The organism is Nitrosovibrio sp. Nv17 (assembly GCF_900119085.1).
Taxonomy (GTDB): domain Bacteria; phylum Pseudomonadota; class Gammaproteobacteria; order Burkholderiales; family Nitrosomonadaceae; genus Nitrosospira.
In genome coordinates this window covers 46,045-65,302 of the sequence record NZ_FPIQ01000006.1, presented here as the reverse complement: position 1 = coordinate 65,302, position 19,258 = coordinate 46,045, and the positions used below count along the sequence as shown (strand labels likewise).

Below are 19,258 nucleotides of genomic sequence, written 5' to 3'. Positions count from 1 at the left end.
AGGTAATGGCGTTTCTGTCCGAAGCCGAAGTCGAACGAGCCCTGCTGGAGCAGATGCGCGGGCTGGGCTACGCCGTTGTCTCGGATGATGCCATCGGCCCGGACGGCAACGCGCCGGAGCGTGACAGCCACGATGCCGTCATCCTGCACGAGCGGCTGAAGGATGCCGTGCTGCGGCTCAATCCGCAGCTCCCACCCGAAGCGCGGGCCGATGCCGTCCGCAAGCTGACGCAGTCCGTTTTCCCCGCCCTGCTGGAGGAAAACCGCCGCATCCACGCGCTGCTGACCGAGGGCGTGGACGTGGAATACTACGGTAATGACGGCGTGCTGACGGCGGGCAAGGTGGCGCTGCTGGACTTCGATGCGCCTGCACGCAACGACTGGCTGGCGGTGCCGCAGTTCGTGGTCATCAGCGGCCAGATCAAGCGCAGGCCGGACGTGGTGCTGTTCGTCAACGGCCTGCCGCTGGCGGTGATCGAACTGAAGGCGCCGGGCAGCGCCGGCGCGCATCTGGCCGGCGCCTTCAACCAGCTGCAGACCTACAAACAGCAGATTGCGGCGCTGTTCCATGCCAATGCGCTGCTGGTCACGTCCGACGGCATTGCGGCGCGCGTGGGGTCGCTGTCCGCCGATCCGGAACGCTTCATGCCCTGGCGCACCACCGACGGCAACGCGGTCCTGGAAAAGGGCCTGCCGGAACTGCCGACACTGATCGAGGGTGTGTTCGAGCAACGGCGTTTCCTCGACCTGCTGCGTCATTTCACCGTGTTCGGCGAAACCGGCTACGGGCTGACCAAGATCGTCGCAGGCTACCATCAATACCACGCCGTCAATCGCGCCATCGAATCGACGATCCGCGCTGCCGACCACACGGCCGGTGAAGAACCGGCCAAGTACGGTTTGCCCAGTGTGGCGACGCAGCACAAGGGTGATCGGCGCGCGGGCGTGATCTGGCACACGCAGGGTTCCGGCAAAAGCCTGCTGATGGCCTTCTACGCCGGGCGGCTGGTCAAGCACCCGGCGCTGGAGAACCCGACACTGGTGGTGCTGACCGACCGCAACGACCTGGACGACCAGTTGTTCGCCACCTTCTCGATGTGCCGCGACCTGATCCGCCAGACGCCGGTGCAGGCCGAAAGCCGCGAGGATCTGCAAAGGCTGCTGGCGCGGGCTTCGGGCGGGGTGATCTTCACCACCTTGCAGAAGTTCGGGGAGGTGAACGCGCCGCTGACCACGCGCCGCAACGTGGTGGTCATCGCCGACGAAGCGCACCGTTCGCAATACGGCTTTCGTGCCCGGGTGGACGCCAGGAGCGGCGAAATCTCCTACGGATTCGCCAAATATTTGCGCGATGCGCTGCCCAATGCCTCCTTCATCGGCTTCACCGGCACGCCCATCGAGGCGACGGACGTGAACACGCCAGCAGTGTTCGGCAATTACATCGACATCTATGACATCAGCCGCGCGGTGGAGGACGGCGCGACGGTGCCGATCTACTACGAGTCGCGGCTGGCGCGCATCGAACTGGACGAGGACGAGAAGCCCAGGCTCGACGCGGAAGTGGAGGCGCTCACTGAGGACGAAGCGCAGGCCGAGCAGGAGAAGCTCAAGCGAAAATGGGCCACCATCGAGGCGCTGGTCGGCAGCGAGAAGCGGCTGGCGCTGGTAGCCAGGGATCTGGTCGAACACTTCGAGCACCGCATTGCGGCGCTGGACGGCAAAGGCATGATCGTGTGCATGAGCCGCCGCATCTGCGTGGCGCTCTACGGCGAAATCATCAGGCTGCGCCCGGACTGGCACAGCACCGATGACAACGCGGGAGCCATCAAGATCGTGATGACGGGCGCAGCCAACGACCCACCCGAATGGCAACAGCACATCGGCAACAAGGCGCGACGCGACCTGCTCGCCAGGCGCGCCCGAGATGCGGAAGACCCGCTCAGGCTCGTGATCGTGCGCGACATGTGGCTGACCGGCTTCGACGCCCCGTGCATGCACACGATGTACGTGGACAAACCGATGCAGGGCCACGGTCTGATGCAGGCCATCGCGCGCGTGAACCGCGTGTTCCGCGACAAGCCTGCCGGCCTGATCGTGGACTACATCGGCATCGCGCAGAACCTGCAGTCGGCGCTGGCGCGGTATTCGGCGCGCGACCAGGAAACCACGGGCATCGACGAGGCACGGGCCGTGGCGGTACTGCTGGAAAAGTATGAAGCGGTACGCCACATGTACCACGGCTTCGACTATGTTGCAGCGTTGAACGGCACGCCGCCGCAGCGGCTGGCGATGATGGCCGGGGCCATCGAGTGGATTCTGGACAGGCAGCAGCAGTGGGCAGCGGCGGAAACCACGGCCGAGAACAAGAAAAACGCCCAACGGCGCTACCAGGATGCGGTGCTGGCCCTATCGAAGGCGTATGCGCTGGCTTCCGCTTCCGACGAGGCGCGCGATATCCGCGAGGAAGTCGGTTTCTTTCAGGCCATTCGCGCAGCGCTGGTGAAGTCGGCCACCGGTTCCGGCATCGCCTCGCAGGAGCGCGATTTCGCCATCCAGCAGATCGTCAGCCGCGCGGTGGTTTCGACCGAGATCGTGGACATCCTGAAGGCGGCGGGCATCCAGTCGCCGGACATCTCCATCCTGTCCGACGAATTCCTTGCCGAAGTGCAGCAGATGCAGAAGAAGAACCTTGCGCTGGAAGCCCTGCGCAAGCTCATCAACGATGGCATCCGCTCGCGCAGCAAGGCCAACATCGTCGAGACGCGGACCTTTTCGGAACGGCTGGAACAGGCAGTCGCGCGATACCACGCCAACGCCATCACCACCGCCGAGGTGTTGCAGGAGCTCATCCTGTTGGCGAAGGACATCCGCGCCGCGCGGCAGCGTGGCGAGGAATCCGGCCTCAGCGACGAGGAAATCGCCTTCTACGACGCGCTCGCCGAGAACGAGTCGGCCGTGCAGGCGATGGGCGACGACAGGCTCAAGGTGATCGCGCACGAACTGCTGGTGAGCCTGAAGGGCAGCGTATCGGTGGACTGGGCGCACCGCGACTCGGCGCGTGCCCGGATGCGCGTGCTGGTCAAGCGCATCCTGCGCAAGTACGGCTATCCGCCGGATTTGCAGGACGCGGCGGTGCAGACGGTGTTGCAGCAGGCCGAGGTGTTGTCGGCTGCATGGAGTGCGGAGCAATTCGATCGGGCGGGCGCCGATGCCTGATCACCCTTCCGCTGTCCTTGCCCGCAAGGTGGCACGAATGCAGGCCACCTCATCCCGCCTTGCAATATATGACGCACCCGCTTCTCACGAGCTGCACGAGAGCGCCGAGCAGCCCGGCCGGTGGCGCGCCCACTCGGGGCGCCGCCCGGCCAGCGCCTCGTGCGCCGGCTGTTCGTCACAGGGGTGCCGCAGCACCTCCATGAGCCGCTCCAGCACCGAGCTGTCACCCTGCTCCAGCGCATCGATGGCCTCCTGCGCCAAGTAGTTGCGCAGCACGTACTTCGGGTTGGCGCGCTGCATGCGCGCGTGCCGCGCCGCCATGAAGGCCGTTCCGTCCGGGGCGCCCGCGTCTTCCCGCACGCGTGCCGCGTAGCGGCGCAGCCAGTCCGCCAACACGCCATGGTGGCCGGACGCCAGTATCTCCCCGTCGTAGAACGCGGGGCGCAGGGGCTCGACCCGTGCCGCACCGTCGAGCGCGTCCGCCGCGTCCTCCAGCGGCACGTGCATGAGCCCGCGGAAGAACAGCGTCATGTCGGTCTCCACCCGCTGCAGCAGCTCGAACAGGTCCCCCAGCAGGGCCTCGTCACCCACCTGCCCCAGCGCCGCCAGCCCGAGCTTGTCCGCCAGCGCCTCGCGCCAGGCGGCGTGGAAGGCCGCATCGAAGGCCGCCAGCCCCTGCGCCAGCGCGGCGGCATCCCCGACCAGCGGCGCCAGCGCGTGAGCCAGCCGCTCCAGGTTCCAGCGCGCGATCTCCGGCTGGCTGCCGAAGCGGTAGCGCCGCCCCTGCGCATCCGTGGTGTTGGGCGTCCAGCCGAGGTCGAAGCCCTCCAGCCAGCCGTAGGGGCCGTAGTCGATGGTGAGTCCCAGGATCGACATGTTGTCGGTGTTCATCACGCCGTGGACGAAGCCGACCCGCATCCACTGTGCGATCAGCACGCCCGTGCGCCGGCAGACTTCCTCGAACCACTGCGCGTACACCGGCGCCGACGGCGCGCCCAGGGCGGGAAAATGGGTGCGGACGACGTAGTCCGCCAGCCGCCGGAGCACCTCGGTCTCGCCGTCGGCGGCGAGGATCTCGAAGCTGCCGAAGCGCACGAACGAGGGTGCCACGCGGCAGACGACGGCGCCCGGCTCGGGCCGCGGGTTGCCGTCGTAGAACATGTCGCGCACCACCGCCTCCCCGGTCGCCACCAGGCTCAGCGCCCGCGTGGTCGGCACCCCCAGCGCGTGCATGGCCTCGCTGCAGAGGAACTCGCGCACCGAGGAGCGCAGCACCGCGCGCCCGTCGGCGGTGCGCGAATAGGGCGTCCTGCCTGCCCCCTTGAGTTGCACCTCGCGCCGCAGACCGTCGGGGCAGGCGATCTCGCCCAGCGTGATGGCGCGCCCGTCCCCCAGCTGCCCGGCCCAGTGGCCGAACTGGTGCCCGCCGTAGCGCGCCGCGTAGGGCCGCATGCCGGGCAGGAGGCGGTTGCCGCCGAGCACCTGCGCCGCCTCGCCGTCCGGCACCGGTGGCGGCGCGATCCCCAGCAGGTCTCCGGTCTCCCGCGCCCAGGCCAGCAGGCGCGGCGCGCGCACCGGCGTGGGATCGACGCGGGTGTAGCAGGCGCCGTGCACCGGCCGGGGCACGTTGCGGGTCTGCGGGTCGCCCGGCAGCTCGCGCACGAAGCTGTCGTCGAAGCGCGCACCGTCCAGGCCGGCGTATCCTCCATCCGCACGATCGGCACGGTTCCGGATGGTGGAAGTGGAATCCAGGATGTCCATCGTCCATAGCGTACCCTATCCCCCGCCGTTTTTCACTTCCTGCCTGCGGCTCCGCATGCGCGCAGACGTCGGGCAGACGCATTGTCAGCGGCGGGGATTAGCGGGTATGCTTGCCGCTTCGGCACCCGTCACCCGCCATCGAGCCCGGACGCATGGAATTCAAGGACTACTACGCCATCATGGGCGTCGCACGCGACGCCTCCCAGGACGAGATCAAGCGCGCCTACCGCAAGCTCGCGCGCAAGTACCACCCGGACGTCAGCAAGGAGAAGGACGCGGAGACCCGCTTCAAGGATCTCGGCGAAGCCTACGAGGTGCTGAAGGATCCGGAGAAGCGGGCCGCCTACGACCGTCTCGGCAGCGACTGGAAGGCCAACCAGGAGTTCCGCCCGCCGCCGGGCTGGAATGCGGGCTTCGAATTCTCCGGACGGGATTTTTCCGCCGAGGACGCGGCGCGCTACAGTGACTTCTTCGAATCCCTGTTCGGAAAAGGATTCAATGGTGGCCACAGCGCGGGCGGCGGCGCCTTCCGCCATCCGCCGGGAGAGGACCACCATGCCAAGGTGCTGATCGACCTGGAGGACGCCTATACCGGCGCGGTGCGCACGCTGACGCTGCAGGCGCCGGGCGTCGACGCGCAAGGGCGGCCGGCGGCGCGCGAGCGCACCCTCAACGTCCGCATCCCCAAGGGGGTCAGGCCCCGCCAGCACATCCGCCTCGCCGGGCAGGGCGGACAGGGACACGGCGGGCACGGCGACCTCTACCTGGAGATCGAGTTTCGTCCCCATCCCCACTACCGCGTGGACGGCGCCGACGTCCACCTGGACCTGCCCATCGCCCCGTGGGAGGCCGCGCTGGGGGCGACCGTGCAGGCGCCCACGCCGGATGGAAAGGTGGACCTCAAGATACCCCCCGGCTCCCTGCCGGGGCGCAAGCTGCGGCTCAAGGGACGCGGGATCCCCGGCAAGACGCCGGGCGACCTCTACGTCACCCTCCAGATAGTGCCGCCTCCTGCCGCGGACGACCGCGACCGGGATTTCTACCGCGACATGGCCGAGCGGTTCAAGTCCTTCAATCCCCGCGCCAGACTGGGAGTGACGTCATGACGAGCAAGCATCCCCCTTCCTCCCCCGGCCGGCCGCAGGGCGGCCGCGCCGATGCTGGCGGCGAGGCGCCGGGCGAGCTGAGCGGAACGCTGCTGGACGAGCAGGCCGCCCTGACCATCACCGAGATCAGCCGCATCTGCGCGGTACGCACCGAGTACATCGTCGAACTGGTGGACGAGGGCCTGATCGTTCCTGCCGCCCCGTCCCGGCCGGATGGCGACACACGCCAGGCCTGGCGCTTCACCGGCACCCAGATGCGCCAGGCGCGGATCGCCGCGCGCCTGCACGCCGACCTCGGCATCAACACCCCCGGCGTGGCGCTGGCCCTGCAACTGCTGGAAGAGGTGGAGGCGCTGCGCGCGCGGCTGCACGCCCGCGGGACGCTGGACGACGGCTGACGCGCATCCTCCATCCATGCCGGGCATTCGCGGCCGTCGCAAAAAGGCGGGCCGGCCGAAGCCGGCCCGAAGTGGACCACAAGCGGACTACAGAGGAGGAACCACGTCGGCGAATCTCAGCAGATCCGTCATGAAGAACTTGCCCGGCCCCGACGCCGAGGGCAGCGACGGCGTCCAGGTGCTGTCCTGCCGCAGATAGCTGGTGGCGTCGCCTTCCAGCAGGCCGATGAAGACCTCGGCGACGATGCGCGCGCCCACCTCACCCAGACAGGTGCCGTTCTGGGTCGTCCCGGCCTCGCGCAGGATGTAGAACCACAGGGGCGTGCGCGTATCGAGCCCGTACTGCGCAAGATCGGCGAAATCGGACGCAGGCAGCACCGGCAGCTTCATCGCCTTGGCAACCGCCTGGCCGGACGGCAGCTTGAAGGTGAGATGCCGCAGCAGGTTGCGCTGCGCCAGCGACTGCGGCTCGCTCGCCGGAAAGCCGAGCAGGTCCATCAGCGGCGAGGAGAGCCTGGTGTCGATGCGCTTGCTGTGGCGCATGTTGCCGTCGCCGAAATCGAAGAAGGTCTGCCAGTCGATGAACCGCCGCGGCTGGCGCAGGCCGCCGCGCATGTCGTCCGGATCGGGGTGCGCGGCGTTCACGGGCGTGTCGTCGAACAGGCGCAGGAACACGTCCCCCCCGGCCGCCGGGCCGAAGTTGATGCGGTAGGAGGGACGCACCTGCGAGTGGCCGAAGCGATAGGCCGCGACCGCGAACTCGACCGGGATGAACGGCGCGTTGCGCCACTTGTAGAACTTGCGGCCCTTCGCCAGCACGTCCTCCACCGTCCCCTGCTTGCAGGTCTTGGCCAGGAACTCGTGGATCACGATCCACTGGTAGTGCCAGCGCACCAGGCGCTGCGCCTCGTTGAACACCTCGCCGGGCGAGGTCAGCGCCGTGTTGGCCCGCACGTGGTCCACGCAGGCGTTGTGGAAGCGCAGGAAGGCAAGGTGCAGCTGCGAGAGCACGAGGTTCTCGTCGCTGCGCACGTCCCCGATCAGGGCCGTGCCCTGGCTGTTGCGGGGCAGATCGAAGCGCTGCGCATTGTTGCGCGACTGCGCGGGCGATCCCGGATTCTCCTCCACCAGGAGCTTGACCGGATCCGTCGCATCGTAGAGATGCGCGCTGTTCGAAGGCCCCTGGCCGTAGACGTTGTCGAGCGCCAGGGTGGGAATGCGGAAGTTCTCGATGGCCTCCGGATCCACCTGCTGCTCCAGGCTCGACGTCGTGTCGAGCGTGATGTCGTGATCGATGAACTGCCCCAGGAACGTCATACCCGCCGTCATGGCCGGGTTGTCCGGGTTGTTCAGGCTCAGTGCCGGATTGGTGATCAGGTCCGCCGCCGGGACGGCGGGGTCGTCCTGGGCATCCATGATGCCGTCCTTCTCACCGATCTTCATGAGCGCCGCGCGCAGCGTAGGCGTATCGGCGGCGAACGGCGGAAGCGCCGGGAACATGCGCCCGTAGCGCCCGTGTTCATAGAAACCGGATTTCGGGGGATTCTCCCCCCTCTGTGCTGAACCGTGGCCCATCTTCATCTCCTTTCCGTATTTATGTTTGTGTGCGGCAGCCGCATCCCGCAAGCCCCGCCGGGGCGGGAAGGGGGCGCGGCATCCCTCTCGGTCATTCCGGATGGATACCCGGAACGATTATCAGCATAGCCGCAATTCCCCCCTGCCGCTGTGGCAAAAATCACAACATCATGGAAGATATGGAAGGGGCGGGCAGGAGCGGTAGGATGGGTGGAGCGCAGCGCAACCCATCGTCTCCCTGATACAGGCAAGGTTCGATCAGCGACAAGCCATGTGGACAATCTACCTGATTCCCGCCCGCCACAAGGTGGTGCGCCCCACGTTCAGACGCAAGGCAATATCCGCAAAGGACAGGTTTTCACGGGTGCGCATCAGTTCCGCCTGACGCACCTGACGGGCTGTCAGGCAGCGCGGGCGGCCCAGTTTCTTCCCCCGCTTGCGGGCCGCCTGCAGGCCGATCTTGGTCCGCTCGGACACCAGCGCAGCCTCGAACTCGGCAATTGCGCCGAGCATGTGAAATAGCAGCTTGCCCGTCGACGTGCCGGTGTCGATGCTGTCCGAGATCGAGCGGAAGCGCACGTCCCGGCTCTCCAGATCCTGCAGAATGGTGATGAGGTTCTTCAGCGACCGGCCCAGCCGATCCAGCTTCCATACCACCAGCGTGTCGCCGGATCGCAGGGCGGCCAGGGCCTTGTCCAGCGCGGGCCTGCGCCCCCGTGTCCCAGGCGTTTTCTCTTCGAAGATCCGGCCGCAGCCATCCGCGAGCAGCTGATTGCGCTGGGCGTCGAGATTCTGATCCTCGGTGGAGACGCGCGCATACCCGATCTTCATCCTACGCCGCATCCCCTCTCATGCCGTACTCCGTTCACATGGACATGGCACGGGACTGGCGCCCGCCGTACGTTCCAGAAATGAACCTTTTGGGAATTATACTGAAGTGTTTAAAAAGATCAAGAAAATCCGAGCCCGTTCCTTACCGAGCTCTTCTTTTTTTCACCGTCCCGAAGACGTTCCTTTGTTGGACGATGCGCACGCCTGACCACAGCCGTTCGAGATCCGCTGGCGTGAAAGCTCCCTACAAGGAATCGACCGGCAGGCGACTCCCCGGTTCCTTCACGCGAAGAATGAAGAAGAACCACCGATAGCGAATTCCATTCTGGATCCCGCAGGGAATGCAACAGGAATATGGCGACAGATACGGAACGATATCGTGATGTCATCTGCAGCGCAGCAGTTGTGAACGGGAAACGAACTCTTTGCGGTATTCATGCTTAAAACCCTAAATGGAGGATGCAATGCTATACAAGAAGGCCCTTTTCCTTTGTCTGATTTCCGTATCCTTTTCCGCGGTGGCAACTGCTCAGACTAATGTCGATCAGGTTGGTTTCGATCTGAAAGCAGAATGCACTACCCGGGGAACAGATTGGGATGGTACTGGACATGGTTGTACATCTGATCCTCAAACGTACACAGCGCCTTCCGGTTACGTGATCGTGAAGGATAGCGTGCAGGCTCTCGAAAATTCAGGCGCAGGAAGGAGGCACAATTGTCCTGTGGAATTTCGCGATGATGTGGAGATCATTAAAGGTGTGGGGATTTATCAACCCCGAACCATGATTATGTATGCAGAAGCCCAAAGTCCTGGAGGGATGTCATCGGCAGGGAAGAGGGGCTGGGCAAGATGCAGTTTCGTTGGATTCATTACAAAGTATCAGTAAAAGACGCTTCCCGCCGGGAACACCCACCCGTCGACCAGATGGTCCACCGGTACTTTCAGTGCGTGCGCGAGAACGGGCAGCACGGCTATCGCGCCGATTCCCGTTGCGCCCGATGAGCCGGATGCCGCCCGCCTGCAATCCCTTTCCAGTCAACGCGGGCGGCAGGCCATCACTGTCCACCGGAACGGGAAGTCCGCGATCCTCCCGAGCCCGAGGCTCCCGAGCCTCCCGTGGCCGAACTCCTGTTACCCTCTGCCGACCCGCCCTGCCCGGAGGCGGCGCCTTGCCCGGCCGGGCGTTCCTTTTCCCAGGTATTGTTCCTCTCGAGATTGTCCTTGGCGCCCCGGCCCTCCTTTTCCTCGATCGCCGCCTTGCCGGGCGATCCGTTCCGTTCCGTCTCCGCCGCATCCCGGCCGTGGCCCGTTCCCTCCGCGTGCGCGAAAGCGGCGAAGCCGGCTGCCAGGGCCGCATGCGCCAGGAATCGGATGAAGCGGTTCTTCAATGCAGCCATGCCTGTCATGATGGAACTCCTTTATTCGATGTGTGAGAAAACCGGCCCGGGCTTGCGGCCGGTCTTGAACGCGGCGGGGGTGCCATGGGCGTCCCCGCTGCCGGATCACGGCATGAAACTACCGGTTCTTGTGACTCTGCCGACCCGCTTCCGCATGCTGGGCGGAGGAGCCTCCCCGGGAAGCGCCGAGGTTGTCGCGGCTTCCGCCGCCGTGGCTGCTCTGGCCTCCTTTCCGGCCCGCCGCGCGCGCCTCCTCGGAGTCGAACTCGTGCGCGGTGCCCTTCGCGTGGGCGGCCTTGCCGCCCTTGCTGGCGATCTCGCGCTGCCTGCCTTCATCCATGGAAGCAAACCCACGGTTGCCGGTACCGCCCTGCTTGCGATCGTCGTCTCGATTTGAAGCCATTTTTTCCTCCAGATGAGAATATAAAGGCCCCTCTTCCTCAACACATTCGTTGTTCCCCACCCCTTCCGCTTTCCCGGAAGGATGGTTCCAGCATACTCCCGGACGCAGGATTCTCCGTTCGGTCGGTTACATACCTTGCCCTGCCGGCGGAATCCGCGCCTTCACGGCGTCGCGCCGGGACTATCGTCCCGCATCCGCCTGCGTTGACTACCGTACCGATCGACAGATGTTTATCGGTTACCTTCGACGAAACCCCAAGTGAAGGAAAAAGACAGGAGGGAAAAGGTGCGTTCCTGAGGCGCCGTGCAGGATGGCCGGGGCGGCAATCGGCCCATGGAACGGAACCGGCACCGGCAGGGTCAGGCGCACCGGCATATCGCCCGGCCCAGACGCCTCGCCGTTGCATGACACATCCCGCCCCGCGACACGGCCGCTCCCCGCGCCGGGCCGGCCTGCCATCCCGAGCGGATGGTTCGCCAGGCGCCCGAACATGACGGCCAACCCCGCCTCGGCAAGCCCACGGACATCGATCGTATCGTTGCGGTTCGCTCCCGCCGATTCTTACAGGCGCAACCGCTCCACAGGCATGCTCCCCGACGTCGAAGCCGCTGCGCCACTTGCGCCGGCATGCAGAAGTGTTATTCTAGGGGCTGTCAACAGGCGCCGGGAAACGCCTGCGGCCGTCATGGCCGGCCCGCCGCCGATCTCTCCGAAACCGATTTCCGGCATGCGATCCTTCCTTTCAATTCGTCATTCCAGCCACCTGGAAAACCCAGGCGTACCATGTTCCATCCGGCATTCTCGAAGATCGGGCACCGGAGCCGGGCCATGAGTTTCAGAAACCGCCCCCTGCCCGCGCTCGGCGCCGCCATGCTCGTGTCGATGGGCATGCTTGCCGCCCCGGCGGCCGACGCCTGTACGCGCCTCGTCTACCTCGGCGCCCATGACCAGGTGATCACCGCGCGTTCCATGGACTGGAAAACCGACGTCGGCACCAATCTGTGGGCGTTTCCCCGCGGCATGAAGCGTTCGGGCGAGGCCGGCCCGGATTCGATCCGGTGGATCTCGAAGTACGGCAGCGTGATCGCCTCGGGCTACGACGTCTCCACCACCGACGGCATGAACGAGGCCGGCCTCGTCGCCAACGTGCTGTGGCTGGTCGAGTCCTCCTACCCGAAACACGACGGCAGCAAGCCCGGCCTGACGATTGCGGCCTGGGCGCAGTACGTCCTCGACAACTACGCCACCGTGCGGGAAGCGGTCGAGGCGCTGGCACGGGAGCCCTTCGCCATCGTCACCGACGACGTGCCGGGGGAGGAGCGGCTGGCCACCCTGCATCTCTCGCTCTCGGATGCCGGCGGCGACAGCGCCATCGTCGAATATATCGACGGCAGGCAGGTCATCCACCACAGCCGCACCTACCAGGTGATGACCAACTCCCCGATCTTCGAGAAGCAGCTCGCCATGGAGGAATACTGGCGGCAGATCGGCGGCACCGTCATGCTGCCCGGCACGAACCGCGCATCGGACCGCTTCGCGCGGGCAGCCTTCTACGTGGAAGCGATTCCCGCAGGCGAAAATCCGGTCGAGACCATTGCCAGCGTCTTCAGCGTGATCCGCAACGTCTCCGTTCCCTATGGCATCGCCACCCCGGACCAGCCCAACATCTCCTCCACCCGCTGGCGCACCGTCGCCGATCACAAGCGCAAGCTCTATTTCTTCGAATCCGCCCTTACTCCGAATATCTTCTGGGTCGATCTCGCAAAGATGGATTTCTCCGAGCGGACGGGGAAGGTGCTGAAGCTCGACCTGGGGCCCAACCAGGCCCGCATCCACTCCGGCATGGCCAACGCCGAGTTCAGGGAAGCCGTGCCCTTCAGGTTCCTTGGACGGTAGGGGATTCGATCCCGGCGCGGCCATCCGCACATCGACCGCGTCAACCTCCCCAGCGGCCCTGCGCCGCATGCATGGCGCCTACCTTGCCCGCCGCTTGACGGCGTAGCCATACTGGATGGGCCACTCAGGCTCCATTCCCAGCGCCTGCTGCGCCTTGAGAGCCCAGTAGGGTTCCCGCAGCAGTTCGCGGCCGATGAAGACGAGATCCGCCTGGCCGCTGGTGATGATCTCATCCGCGTATTGCGGGTCGGTGATCAGCCCCACCCCGCCCGTTCGGATGTGGGCTTCCTCCCGGATCCGCCGGGCAAACGGAACCTGGTAACCCCTGGCCACGGGAATCCTGGCATCCGGGGCGGTGCCGCCGGATGACACGTCGACCAGATCCACCCCGAGCGACTTCAGTTCCCGGCAAAGAATGATCGATTGCTCCACGTCCCAGCCGCCATCGGCCCAGTCGGTTGCGGAGATCCGCACGAACAGGGGCAGTTCCGGCGGGATGGCTTCGCGCAGGCGCCGGGCCACTTCCAGCGGAAACCGCATGCGGTTTTCCAGGCTGCCGCCGTAGCCGTCCGTGCGATGGTTGCTCAAGGGCGACAGGAACTCGTGCATCAGGTAGCCGTGCGCCGCGTGCAGTTCGATCACCTTGAAGCCCGCGGCCAGCGCCCGGCGGGCGGCTGCTCCCCATGCCTCGACGTATGCCTCGATGTCCGTTTCCGACAGGGGCACGGGAACCGGATCACCGGCGTAGAACGGCAGGGGGCTCGGGCCGACCACCGGCCAGCCTCCTGCCGCCGCGGTCTTCAGGCTGCCGCCGCCCTTCCACGGAGCATCGCAGCTGGCCTTGCGCCCGGCATGCGCGAGCTGAATCCCCGGCACCGCGCCCTGCCTCTCCACGAACCGCGCAATGCGGGCCAGCGGCTCGATATGCTCGTCCTTCCAGATGCCCGTGTCTCCCGGCGAGATGCGGCCCTCGGCAGTGATGGCCGTCGCCTCCACGACCACGAGCCCCGCGCCGCCGACAGCCCGGCTGCCCAGATGCACGAGGTGGAAGTCGTCGGCGAAGCCGTCGTGGGCCGAATACATGCACATGGGCGACATCGCGATCCGGTTGCGCAGCGTCACGCCGCGCAGGGCAAGCGGGGACATCAGGTCCACTTCCGGAACTTCCCGGTCGTGCTCGCTCTGGCATTGCGTCCGGATGGCGGCACCTGCCGGCCGGCGATCGCCGTTCGAAGCGGCGGGGGCGGCAGCGGAGCCCGCCTTGCCCGGGGGATCGGAAGCTGCAGCCGCGCCGCGCGGGTTCTCGTCATGATGGGACATGGGTTTCTTCCTCACTGAAAGTTGCAGGCGACCTCATGGTCTGCCTGACACACCGGGGCGGACAATCGACGATCGGGCGCGCCGATCCCGGGAACGGGACGCCGCCCTCCAGATCGCGCTCCTATTTCCGGGCATTATCGAACGATATTCGCCATCCTGCACGAAACCAATGATTTTTTGACATTAACTGAATATTTTTCTCACATCTGGAATGATACCTTCATCGTTCGATCTTCCAGTTTTTCCAATGGTTATTTCTGAGGAGGTATTTCATGCCCAAGCCATCCGCATGGCGCCTGCCGCGCGCTCTTCTTGCTTATCCCTTTCTTTTCATGAGCTTCGCTGCACAGGCCGACATCCTGGACGACAAGCTCGAATTGATGGAGCAGCAGAGTCCCATCGACATCCGCTCGGACAATACCACCTACGCCCCGACGCTTCCCGCGCTGACATTCAATTTCAGTTCCAGCACTGCTCTGGACGTCATCAACAACGGTTCGCCGGGCGCGGAATCGACCGTGAGGGCCAACGTGCTCCCCGGGGCCGGCACCCTGACCACCTCGGGAGAGACCTGGAACCTCGTCCAGTTTCACTTCCATACCCCGTCGGAGCACCTGGAGAACAGCCAGGCCACCCCCCTGGAAATGCACCTGGTATTCAGCGACGCCGCGGATCATCTCCTGGTCGTGGGACGCTGGATCAACTACGGGGCAACCAACGTCTCGCTCGATCCCATTTTCTCCCAGTTGCCCCAGACCATCGATGACCACCTCGCGGTGAATGCCTTCGACCTCAATACCCTGCTCCCGGCAGACAACCTGCAATCCTTCCGCTACACCGGTTCGCTGACCACTCCCCCGTTCTCCGAAGGCGTGGCCTGGATCAATCTGGCCGATCCGCTGTACATGTCGCCGGGCCAGATCCAGGAATTCCAGAACCTTTTCCCCGACGGGGATGCGCGGCCGATCCAGCCGCTCAATGGCCGCATCATCCTGACCGACGTTCCGGGATTCGCCCAGCCCGTCCCCGAGCCGGAAACCTATGCGATGCTGCTGGGCGGCCTGATGCTGCTGGGATTCATGGCGAGGCGGCGCGCGTCGTCCGGCAATCCCGCCTGATGCCGGCGGAACTGCCGGAACCCTCCTGTCGAGCGTCATGAAGACCGCGGGTGCCTCGCATGCTGCAGCAGGGAGGTACCCTTTTGAAAACCGCCGCGACCGGCATGGCGGACCCGTGTCGGCTGCTCATGCGGGCAGGAGGGACGGAACGATGAAGGGGAAGAGATTCTTCCTGATTTGCGCCACCCTCGCCTTGATCGCCGTCGGCAGCCGCGGCGACTTGCATGCCATGGACATGAACCGGGCCATCCGGGACGCCAGGAGCGCAGCGGACTACGATGCGCTTGCAAGGTATTACGAAGATGCAGCGGCGGAAATGGACGCCAGGGTGGAGGAACACGAGGCGCTGCTGCAGCAATACGACGCGTACGCCCACCGCTACGGCCACCAGGCATCCTCCCTCCGGATGAACTGCAGCGCCTTGATCGACGCCTACAGGCTGGCTGCGGATCTGAACAGGAACATGGCGAGATCCCTTCGCCAGTTGACGGCGACACAGTAGCAGTCGATGCTCTCCTGCAAAATGGGCGCAACATTCACGCGTGCAGATCGACCACGGTCGGAAGTGCCGCGACCGGGTCACCGAGCTTGCGGCGGTTCGCGACGAGCCCGACGAAGCCGGCGAGCAGCAGCCAGCTGGTCGCGGGGAGCGGCACGGGGACCCCTTCCACGGGGAGCTCTACCGGGTCGGCGCCGTTGCCGGACGTGTCCCAGGAAAGCGAATTGATATCGTAGCTGACAAATCCATGAGTGACGAGGGCCTGGACGTTTGCGCCAGCTTCTGGGCCAGTCCGGCTCCTGTAAGCCAGGAACCACGTAGGAGCAACGCGGTTGCTGTCCGGGCGTACCCGGCCACCGACCTGCGCTTTCGCAGATACGGCGCAGCATAAGGTCAAGGCGAGAACGGGCTGCTGGCCCGTGAACGCCTTGTTTACCAGGTCCGCGCCGTCGCCGCTCAGGCCCGACAGCAGGCGAATCCGTTCCGCAACGCCTTTTGTGGCCTCGAAGATGGCATGGAAATGGTTTTCGTCCAGCAGCTCGGCACGGCACTAGTTCAGCACTTCCGCGTGAACGACACGTCTTCCCAGTGCGGCTTCCGGTCGTCCCGCTCGTGCGCGCGCGGCATCAAGTGTCGTTGCCTTGTCGGCGTACCCGACCTTGCCATCTTCGCGCACGTAGAAGTCGGAAAATGCAAGGACAACATTGAGTTCGTCACGCCGCCAAGCGAACGTCGTGCGATCGCGGGCGTGGTTCACCGGATTCATCGCACGGTTGATGAACATGATGAGATGGTTGCCGATCTGGTGCTGATTCCGTGCGTCGGCCAGCGCGTTGAACAACCGCTTCCACTTGATCATGCCGGGTGACGTGTCAGCGACCTCGATTTCTTGCAGCAGGCGCTCGATCTGCGTTCCGCTCAGACCTCGTTCGGTATCGGCGAGCACACGGCAAGCCGCTTCAAGATGTTGTGAGCTGAAAGGGTCGATGCGCGTCGCCAAACCTGTCTCCCTCAGGGGGCATCAGATGATGGCCTGCAAGCCCTTTTCGGCGATGATGTTCAGCAGTTTGAGTGCCGGGCCAGTGGGACGTGTTTCACCTTGCTCCCACTTGCGCACGGTCGATGCCGACGTATGCAGATGGAGCGCAAACACCGGCTGGCTGAAATTCAAGCCTTCGCGCAAGCGCTTGATGTCAGCAGCACCGAACTCCCGCACCGGAGGCGGACAAATAGCGTCGAATTCGCGCATCGTCACCTTGCTGATCGCTCCGGCTTCATGGAGCGCCGCCAGGTCGCCACGCAGCGATTCAATGATCTTGCTCACAATGCACCTCCACTAAAACACCCGACCGCAACGCCTTCGACAAGGCTTCAGCAGACAGTTCCAAGAACACCTTGCCGGCGAATTGCAGCGCCTTCTTTTCGTCCCGCGTGATGTTCGCCTTGTCGTTCTTCGGGAACCCATGCAGGAACACATAGCGATTGCCGATCCTGGCCGATACCAGCGTACGGTAGCCGCCGCTCTTGCCACCGCCGGGGCGGGCCACCCGCTTCTTGTAGAGGAAGCCGCCCAAGTCCGCGTCGATCAGACCGTCCTCCATCTCCTGAACCGCCTTGCACAAGGCGGCATCGGGCAACTTCTCACCCGCCTGCCACCGAGCAAAATCCTTCCGCTTGAGAATGCTCGTCATCTCGACGCCAGAACTATACCCAAAACGGGCACACTTATCAATACGTCCCCATGGGGTCGCCCGAGAAGGGGTGACACACCCGATTATCGTGACGGCGACACGACAATCGCAGCAAGGAAGGCAGAGGGTACCGTGCGCTGGATCGTCGGCGACACGGCCAGTGGCTCGGGTGCCGACCTGCGCTTGAGCGTACTGGTCAAGCCTGACCGGTGCGGCGCTGATCACATTGCTGGGCATCGGCGCCGAACTGGCCGCACCATAGAACCGCCAGGATGGCGACCGCATCGCGATCGCCGGGCGCGACAGCCTGCAGGACAGCATCAACCAGGTCGGGCAGGAGATGGCTCGGCGCAACATGAACATGCAGCCGACGCCGACCCTGCGGCCCGGGCTGCCGTTGCGGGTGCTGGTCTCCAGGGACATCGTGTTGCGTCCCTGCCAACCGCTGTTCTTCAACACCCGGAGCGCCATGCCATGAGCAAACCAAATGCCCTGAGCCTGGGTGCGTTGCCGGCAACGCATCAGTTCAATTCACCATTGCGGTGACCGCTGACCTCAAGGCATTACTCGAAGCCTATGCCGAGGCCCACGGCCACCAGCACGGCCCGAGCTGGCGGCCTTCATCGCGCGCGATCGGGGGCTTCAAAGCACTACAGGCGAAGGCCGCACGGCCGCGTCAGGGCGTATCCGGCCGGTCGGGATCGGGCGGCACCACGCCGACCCGGTAATCGGCCACGAAGCGCGGCCAGTCCGCGTGATCCGGCAGGTCGATGTCCTCGCTCACGATGACTGTGTCCTGCGCGCGCTCGAACAACGCAATGCTGGCGGCCGGATAGTTGTTGCGCGAGGGGTAGAGCACTTTGTCGAACAACGGCATGCCCCGCGCATCCTTCATTCCATGCACCTGGCGGGAGACCCATTGCGTGTGCAGGTAGCCGCGACTGGCGAGCTGCTCTAGGTTCAACCCGAAGACCCCCGCCATCACCCCGGCAACCGTGAGGTCGGCCAGGCGCAGCGGCTGCACCACGCCGACGGCACGGACCAGGCGACTTTCGACCTCGGCCGGCGCAATGGATCGACTGGTGTCCTTGTCCCATTCGTGCTGTGGAACACCGACTCCATCAAGGCGGTGGGCAAATCGCGTCCCAAGTACAGCACGCCGTAGTCCCGCGCCGGGGCATCGTAGCGATTGCTGCCGTTGCGGCCATAGAACAGCGGCGTGCCCCGGTAAGCCACGCGGCTCACGTGCTGCAGCAGATCCCCGGCATCAATGCGTTGCGAGGTAAGCGCGATGGCCATACCGGCGTCAGTGCACGCCAAGCACGTTGAACACCGCCCGGGTCACGGCTTCGAGCGATTCGGCCGCCACCGCTTCCACCGGCGAGCGTCCGCCCATCCCTTCGAGCGGCTCGGAGAGCGCGCGGTACAACGTCCACGTATCCACTCCGGGTGCGCCCTGCAGCACCGCCTGCGTCAGTTGTTGCCCGAGCGGGTCGAGCTGCCAGTCCGGCAGCCGTTGGCCGCGCGGCCCCACGTTCAGCGCCAGCAGGCGGCGGGCCTGGATGTCCTTGTAGATCTGCTGGCGGGACTTGTTCGCCAGCCGGGCGAAGTCGACCAGAGGCAGGTTGCATGGCTGCTCGAAGGCCGCCAGCAGGGCCGCACGGCCGCGCTGGATGTCGGTCTCGCCAGGATGCCAGCGGTCAGCGGCGCGCAGCGCGGATGCCTTGCGGGCCAGGGCCTGCTCTACCGATTCCGCCTCGATGGCCACGCCGGCCGAAACCAGATACTCCTGCAAGAAGACTTCCAGTTCGGCCGCGAAGGCCGGCGCGTTCCGAATGTCCACCGTATCGGTGAACCGCCGCACTTCATCCAGCGTCACGCGGGGCCGCTGGATGGTCTGGAATTCGAGGATCTTGGGCATGGCGACCTCCTGGGGAAGCGATAAGCGCCAATGCAATCTCTATTGTCTCGTTTGTCAACTATGTAATCCATTTGCACCATGGGCACCGCATCCGATTGTCCGTATGCCGCGGAGATCGCTGGAGGC

Annotated in this window: 20 protein-coding genes and 3 pseudogenes; 9 read left to right on the top strand and 14 right to left on the bottom strand. The window is 65.3% G+C overall.

Features of this window, described 5'->3' with window-relative positions:
- Positions 1 to 5 precede the first annotated feature (5 nt).
- Positions 6 to 3,215 (top strand): type I restriction endonuclease subunit R, encoded by a 3,210-nt coding sequence (locus tag BT108_RS05215; RefSeq protein WP_072293481.1) that lies wholly within the window; start codon positions 6 to 8, stop codon positions 3,213 to 3,215.
- Positions 3,216 to 3,299: 84 nt separating this feature from the next.
- Here the strand turns inward: BT108_RS05215 and BT108_RS05210 are convergent, their stop codons facing one another.
- Positions 3,300 to 4,976, bottom strand: coding sequence for a protein adenylyltransferase SelO (locus BT108_RS05210; protein ID WP_083566229.1), 1,677 nt, complete (start codon positions 4,974 to 4,976; stop codon positions 3,300 to 3,302).
- A gap of 152 nt (positions 4,977 to 5,128) precedes the next feature.
- Between BT108_RS05210 and BT108_RS05205 the strand changes: the two genes are divergently transcribed.
- Together BT108_RS05205 and BT108_RS05200 are read left to right on the top strand one after the other, a co-directional pair.
- Positions 5,129 to 6,082, top strand: coding sequence for a DnaJ C-terminal domain-containing protein (locus tag BT108_RS05205; RefSeq protein WP_072293480.1), 954 nt, complete (start codon positions 5,129 to 5,131; stop codon positions 6,080 to 6,082).
- Positions 6,079 to 6,480, top strand: coding sequence for a chaperone modulator CbpM (locus BT108_RS05200; protein ID WP_083566228.1), 402 nt, complete (start codon positions 6,079 to 6,081; stop codon positions 6,478 to 6,480). The genes BT108_RS05205 and BT108_RS05200 overlap by 4 nt, the downstream gene beginning before the upstream one ends.
- Positions 6,481 to 6,567: 87 nt before the next feature.
- Here BT108_RS05200 and BT108_RS05195 read toward each other — a convergent pair whose 3' ends face one another.
- The gene (locus BT108_RS05195; RefSeq protein ID WP_072293557.1) at positions 6,568 to 8,055 is read right to left on the bottom strand and encodes a peroxidase family protein; all 1,488 of its coding nucleotides are present in this window, start codon (positions 8,053 to 8,055) and stop codon (positions 6,568 to 6,570) included.
- A 282-nt stretch (positions 8,056 to 8,337) separates the two neighbouring features.
- Positions 8,338 to 8,886 (bottom strand): recombinase family protein, encoded by a 549-nt coding sequence (locus tag BT108_RS05190; protein ID WP_072293479.1) that lies wholly within the window; start codon positions 8,884 to 8,886, stop codon positions 8,338 to 8,340.
- A gap of 464 nt (positions 8,887 to 9,350) precedes the next feature.
- On the opposite strand from BT108_RS05190, the gene BT108_RS13505 reads away from it, so the two are divergent.
- On the top strand, positions 9,351 to 9,773 hold the full coding sequence (locus BT108_RS13505; RefSeq protein ID WP_143142404.1) for a hypothetical protein: 423 nt from the start codon (positions 9,351 to 9,353) through the stop codon (positions 9,771 to 9,773).
- A 169-nt stretch (positions 9,774 to 9,942) separates the two neighbouring features.
- Here the strand turns inward: BT108_RS13505 and BT108_RS05185 are convergent, their stop codons facing one another.
- Together BT108_RS05185 and BT108_RS05180 are read right to left on the bottom strand one after the other, a co-directional pair.
- Complete coding sequence (locus BT108_RS05185; RefSeq protein WP_072293478.1) at positions 9,943 to 10,293, bottom strand: hypothetical protein; 351 nt, start codon at positions 10,291 to 10,293, stop codon at positions 9,943 to 9,945.
- A 109-nt stretch (positions 10,294 to 10,402) separates the two neighbouring features.
- Entirely contained in the window at positions 10,403 to 10,687 is a 285-nt protein-coding gene (locus BT108_RS05180; protein ID WP_072293477.1) for a KGG domain-containing protein, read from the bottom strand.
- A gap of 828 nt (positions 10,688 to 11,515) precedes the next feature.
- Between BT108_RS05180 and BT108_RS05175 the strand changes: the two genes are divergently transcribed.
- Positions 11,516 to 12,583, top strand: coding sequence for a linear amide C-N hydrolase (locus tag BT108_RS05175; protein WP_072293556.1), 1,068 nt, complete (start codon positions 11,516 to 11,518; stop codon positions 12,581 to 12,583).
- A gap of 78 nt (positions 12,584 to 12,661) precedes the next feature.
- On the opposite strand, the gene BT108_RS05170 is transcribed toward BT108_RS05175, so the two are convergent.
- The gene (locus BT108_RS05170; protein ID WP_083566242.1) at positions 12,662 to 13,729 is read right to left on the bottom strand and encodes an NADH:flavin oxidoreductase/NADH oxidase; all 1,068 of its coding nucleotides are present in this window, start codon (positions 13,727 to 13,729) and stop codon (positions 12,662 to 12,664) included.
- A gap of 446 nt (positions 13,730 to 14,175) precedes the next feature.
- On the opposite strand from BT108_RS05170, the gene BT108_RS05165 reads away from it, so the two are divergent.
- The gene (locus BT108_RS05165; protein ID WP_072293476.1) at positions 14,176 to 15,021 is read left to right on the top strand and encodes a carbonic anhydrase family protein; all 846 of its coding nucleotides are present in this window, start codon (positions 14,176 to 14,178) and stop codon (positions 15,019 to 15,021) included.
- A 151-nt stretch (positions 15,022 to 15,172) separates the two neighbouring features.
- A complete protein-coding gene (locus BT108_RS05160) occupies positions 15,173 to 15,523 on the top strand; it encodes a hypothetical protein (RefSeq protein ID WP_072293475.1) in 351 nt (116 codons plus the stop codon).
- 34 nt (positions 15,524 to 15,557) lie between these two features.
- On the opposite strand, the gene BT108_RS14125 is transcribed toward BT108_RS05160, so the two are convergent.
- From BT108_RS14125 to BT108_RS05140, 5 genes and pseudogenes are all read right to left on the bottom strand, one after another.
- Positions 15,558 to 15,677, bottom strand: coding sequence for a VPLPA-CTERM sorting domain-containing protein (locus BT108_RS14125; protein WP_255369626.1), 120 nt, complete (start codon positions 15,675 to 15,677; stop codon positions 15,558 to 15,560).
- Between the two features lie 225 nt (positions 15,678 to 15,902).
- Positions 15,903 to 16,058, bottom strand: a pseudogene (locus BT108_RS14285) (TIGR02391 family protein); the annotation flags it as partial.
- Between the two features lie 12 nt (positions 16,059 to 16,070).
- Positions 16,071 to 16,520 (bottom strand): hypothetical protein, encoded by a 450-nt coding sequence (locus tag BT108_RS05150; protein WP_218184821.1) that lies wholly within the window; start codon positions 16,518 to 16,520, stop codon positions 16,071 to 16,073.
- A 21-nt stretch (positions 16,521 to 16,541) separates the two neighbouring features.
- The gene (locus BT108_RS05145) at positions 16,542 to 16,844 is read right to left on the bottom strand and encodes a helix-turn-helix domain-containing protein (protein ID WP_072293474.1); all 303 of its coding nucleotides are present in this window, start codon (positions 16,842 to 16,844) and stop codon (positions 16,542 to 16,544) included.
- Positions 16,828 to 17,211, bottom strand: a complete 384-nt coding sequence (locus tag BT108_RS05140; RefSeq protein ID WP_072293473.1) for a type II toxin-antitoxin system RelE/ParE family toxin — start codon at positions 17,209 to 17,211, stop codon at positions 16,828 to 16,830. Before BT108_RS05140 ends, BT108_RS05145 begins: the two co-directional genes overlap by 17 nt.
- Before the next feature lie 120 nt (positions 17,212 to 17,331).
- Here BT108_RS05140 and BT108_RS14280 point away from each other — a divergent pair.
- Both BT108_RS14280 and BT108_RS05135 read left to right on the top strand, forming a co-directional pair.
- Positions 17,332 to 17,427, top strand: a pseudogene (locus BT108_RS14280) (P-type conjugative transfer protein TrbG); the annotation flags it as partial.
- Positions 17,417 to 17,689: pseudogene (locus BT108_RS05135) on the top strand (TrbI/VirB10 family protein); the annotation flags it as partial. The pseudogenes BT108_RS14280 and BT108_RS05135, both read left to right, overlap by 11 nt.
- 198 nt (positions 17,690 to 17,887) lie before the next feature.
- Here the strand turns inward: BT108_RS05135 and BT108_RS14275 are convergent.
- The 3 genes from BT108_RS14275 to BT108_RS05125 are packed head-to-tail and all read right to left on the bottom strand — an operon-like array spanning position 17,888 to position 19,132.
- Positions 17,888 to 18,193 (bottom strand): hypothetical protein, encoded by a 306-nt coding sequence (locus tag BT108_RS14275; protein WP_369816935.1) that lies wholly within the window; start codon positions 18,191 to 18,193, stop codon positions 17,888 to 17,890.
- A complete protein-coding gene (locus BT108_RS14270; RefSeq protein WP_369816934.1) occupies positions 18,193 to 18,510 on the bottom strand; it encodes an RES domain-containing protein in 318 nt (105 codons plus the stop codon). The genes BT108_RS14275 and BT108_RS14270 overlap by 1 nt, the downstream gene beginning before the upstream one ends.
- 7 nt (positions 18,511 to 18,517) lie before the next feature.
- The gene (locus BT108_RS05125) at positions 18,518 to 19,132 is read right to left on the bottom strand and encodes an integrase (protein ID WP_072293472.1); all 615 of its coding nucleotides are present in this window, start codon (positions 19,130 to 19,132) and stop codon (positions 18,518 to 18,520) included.
- Positions 19,133 to 19,258 lie beyond the last annotated feature (126 nt).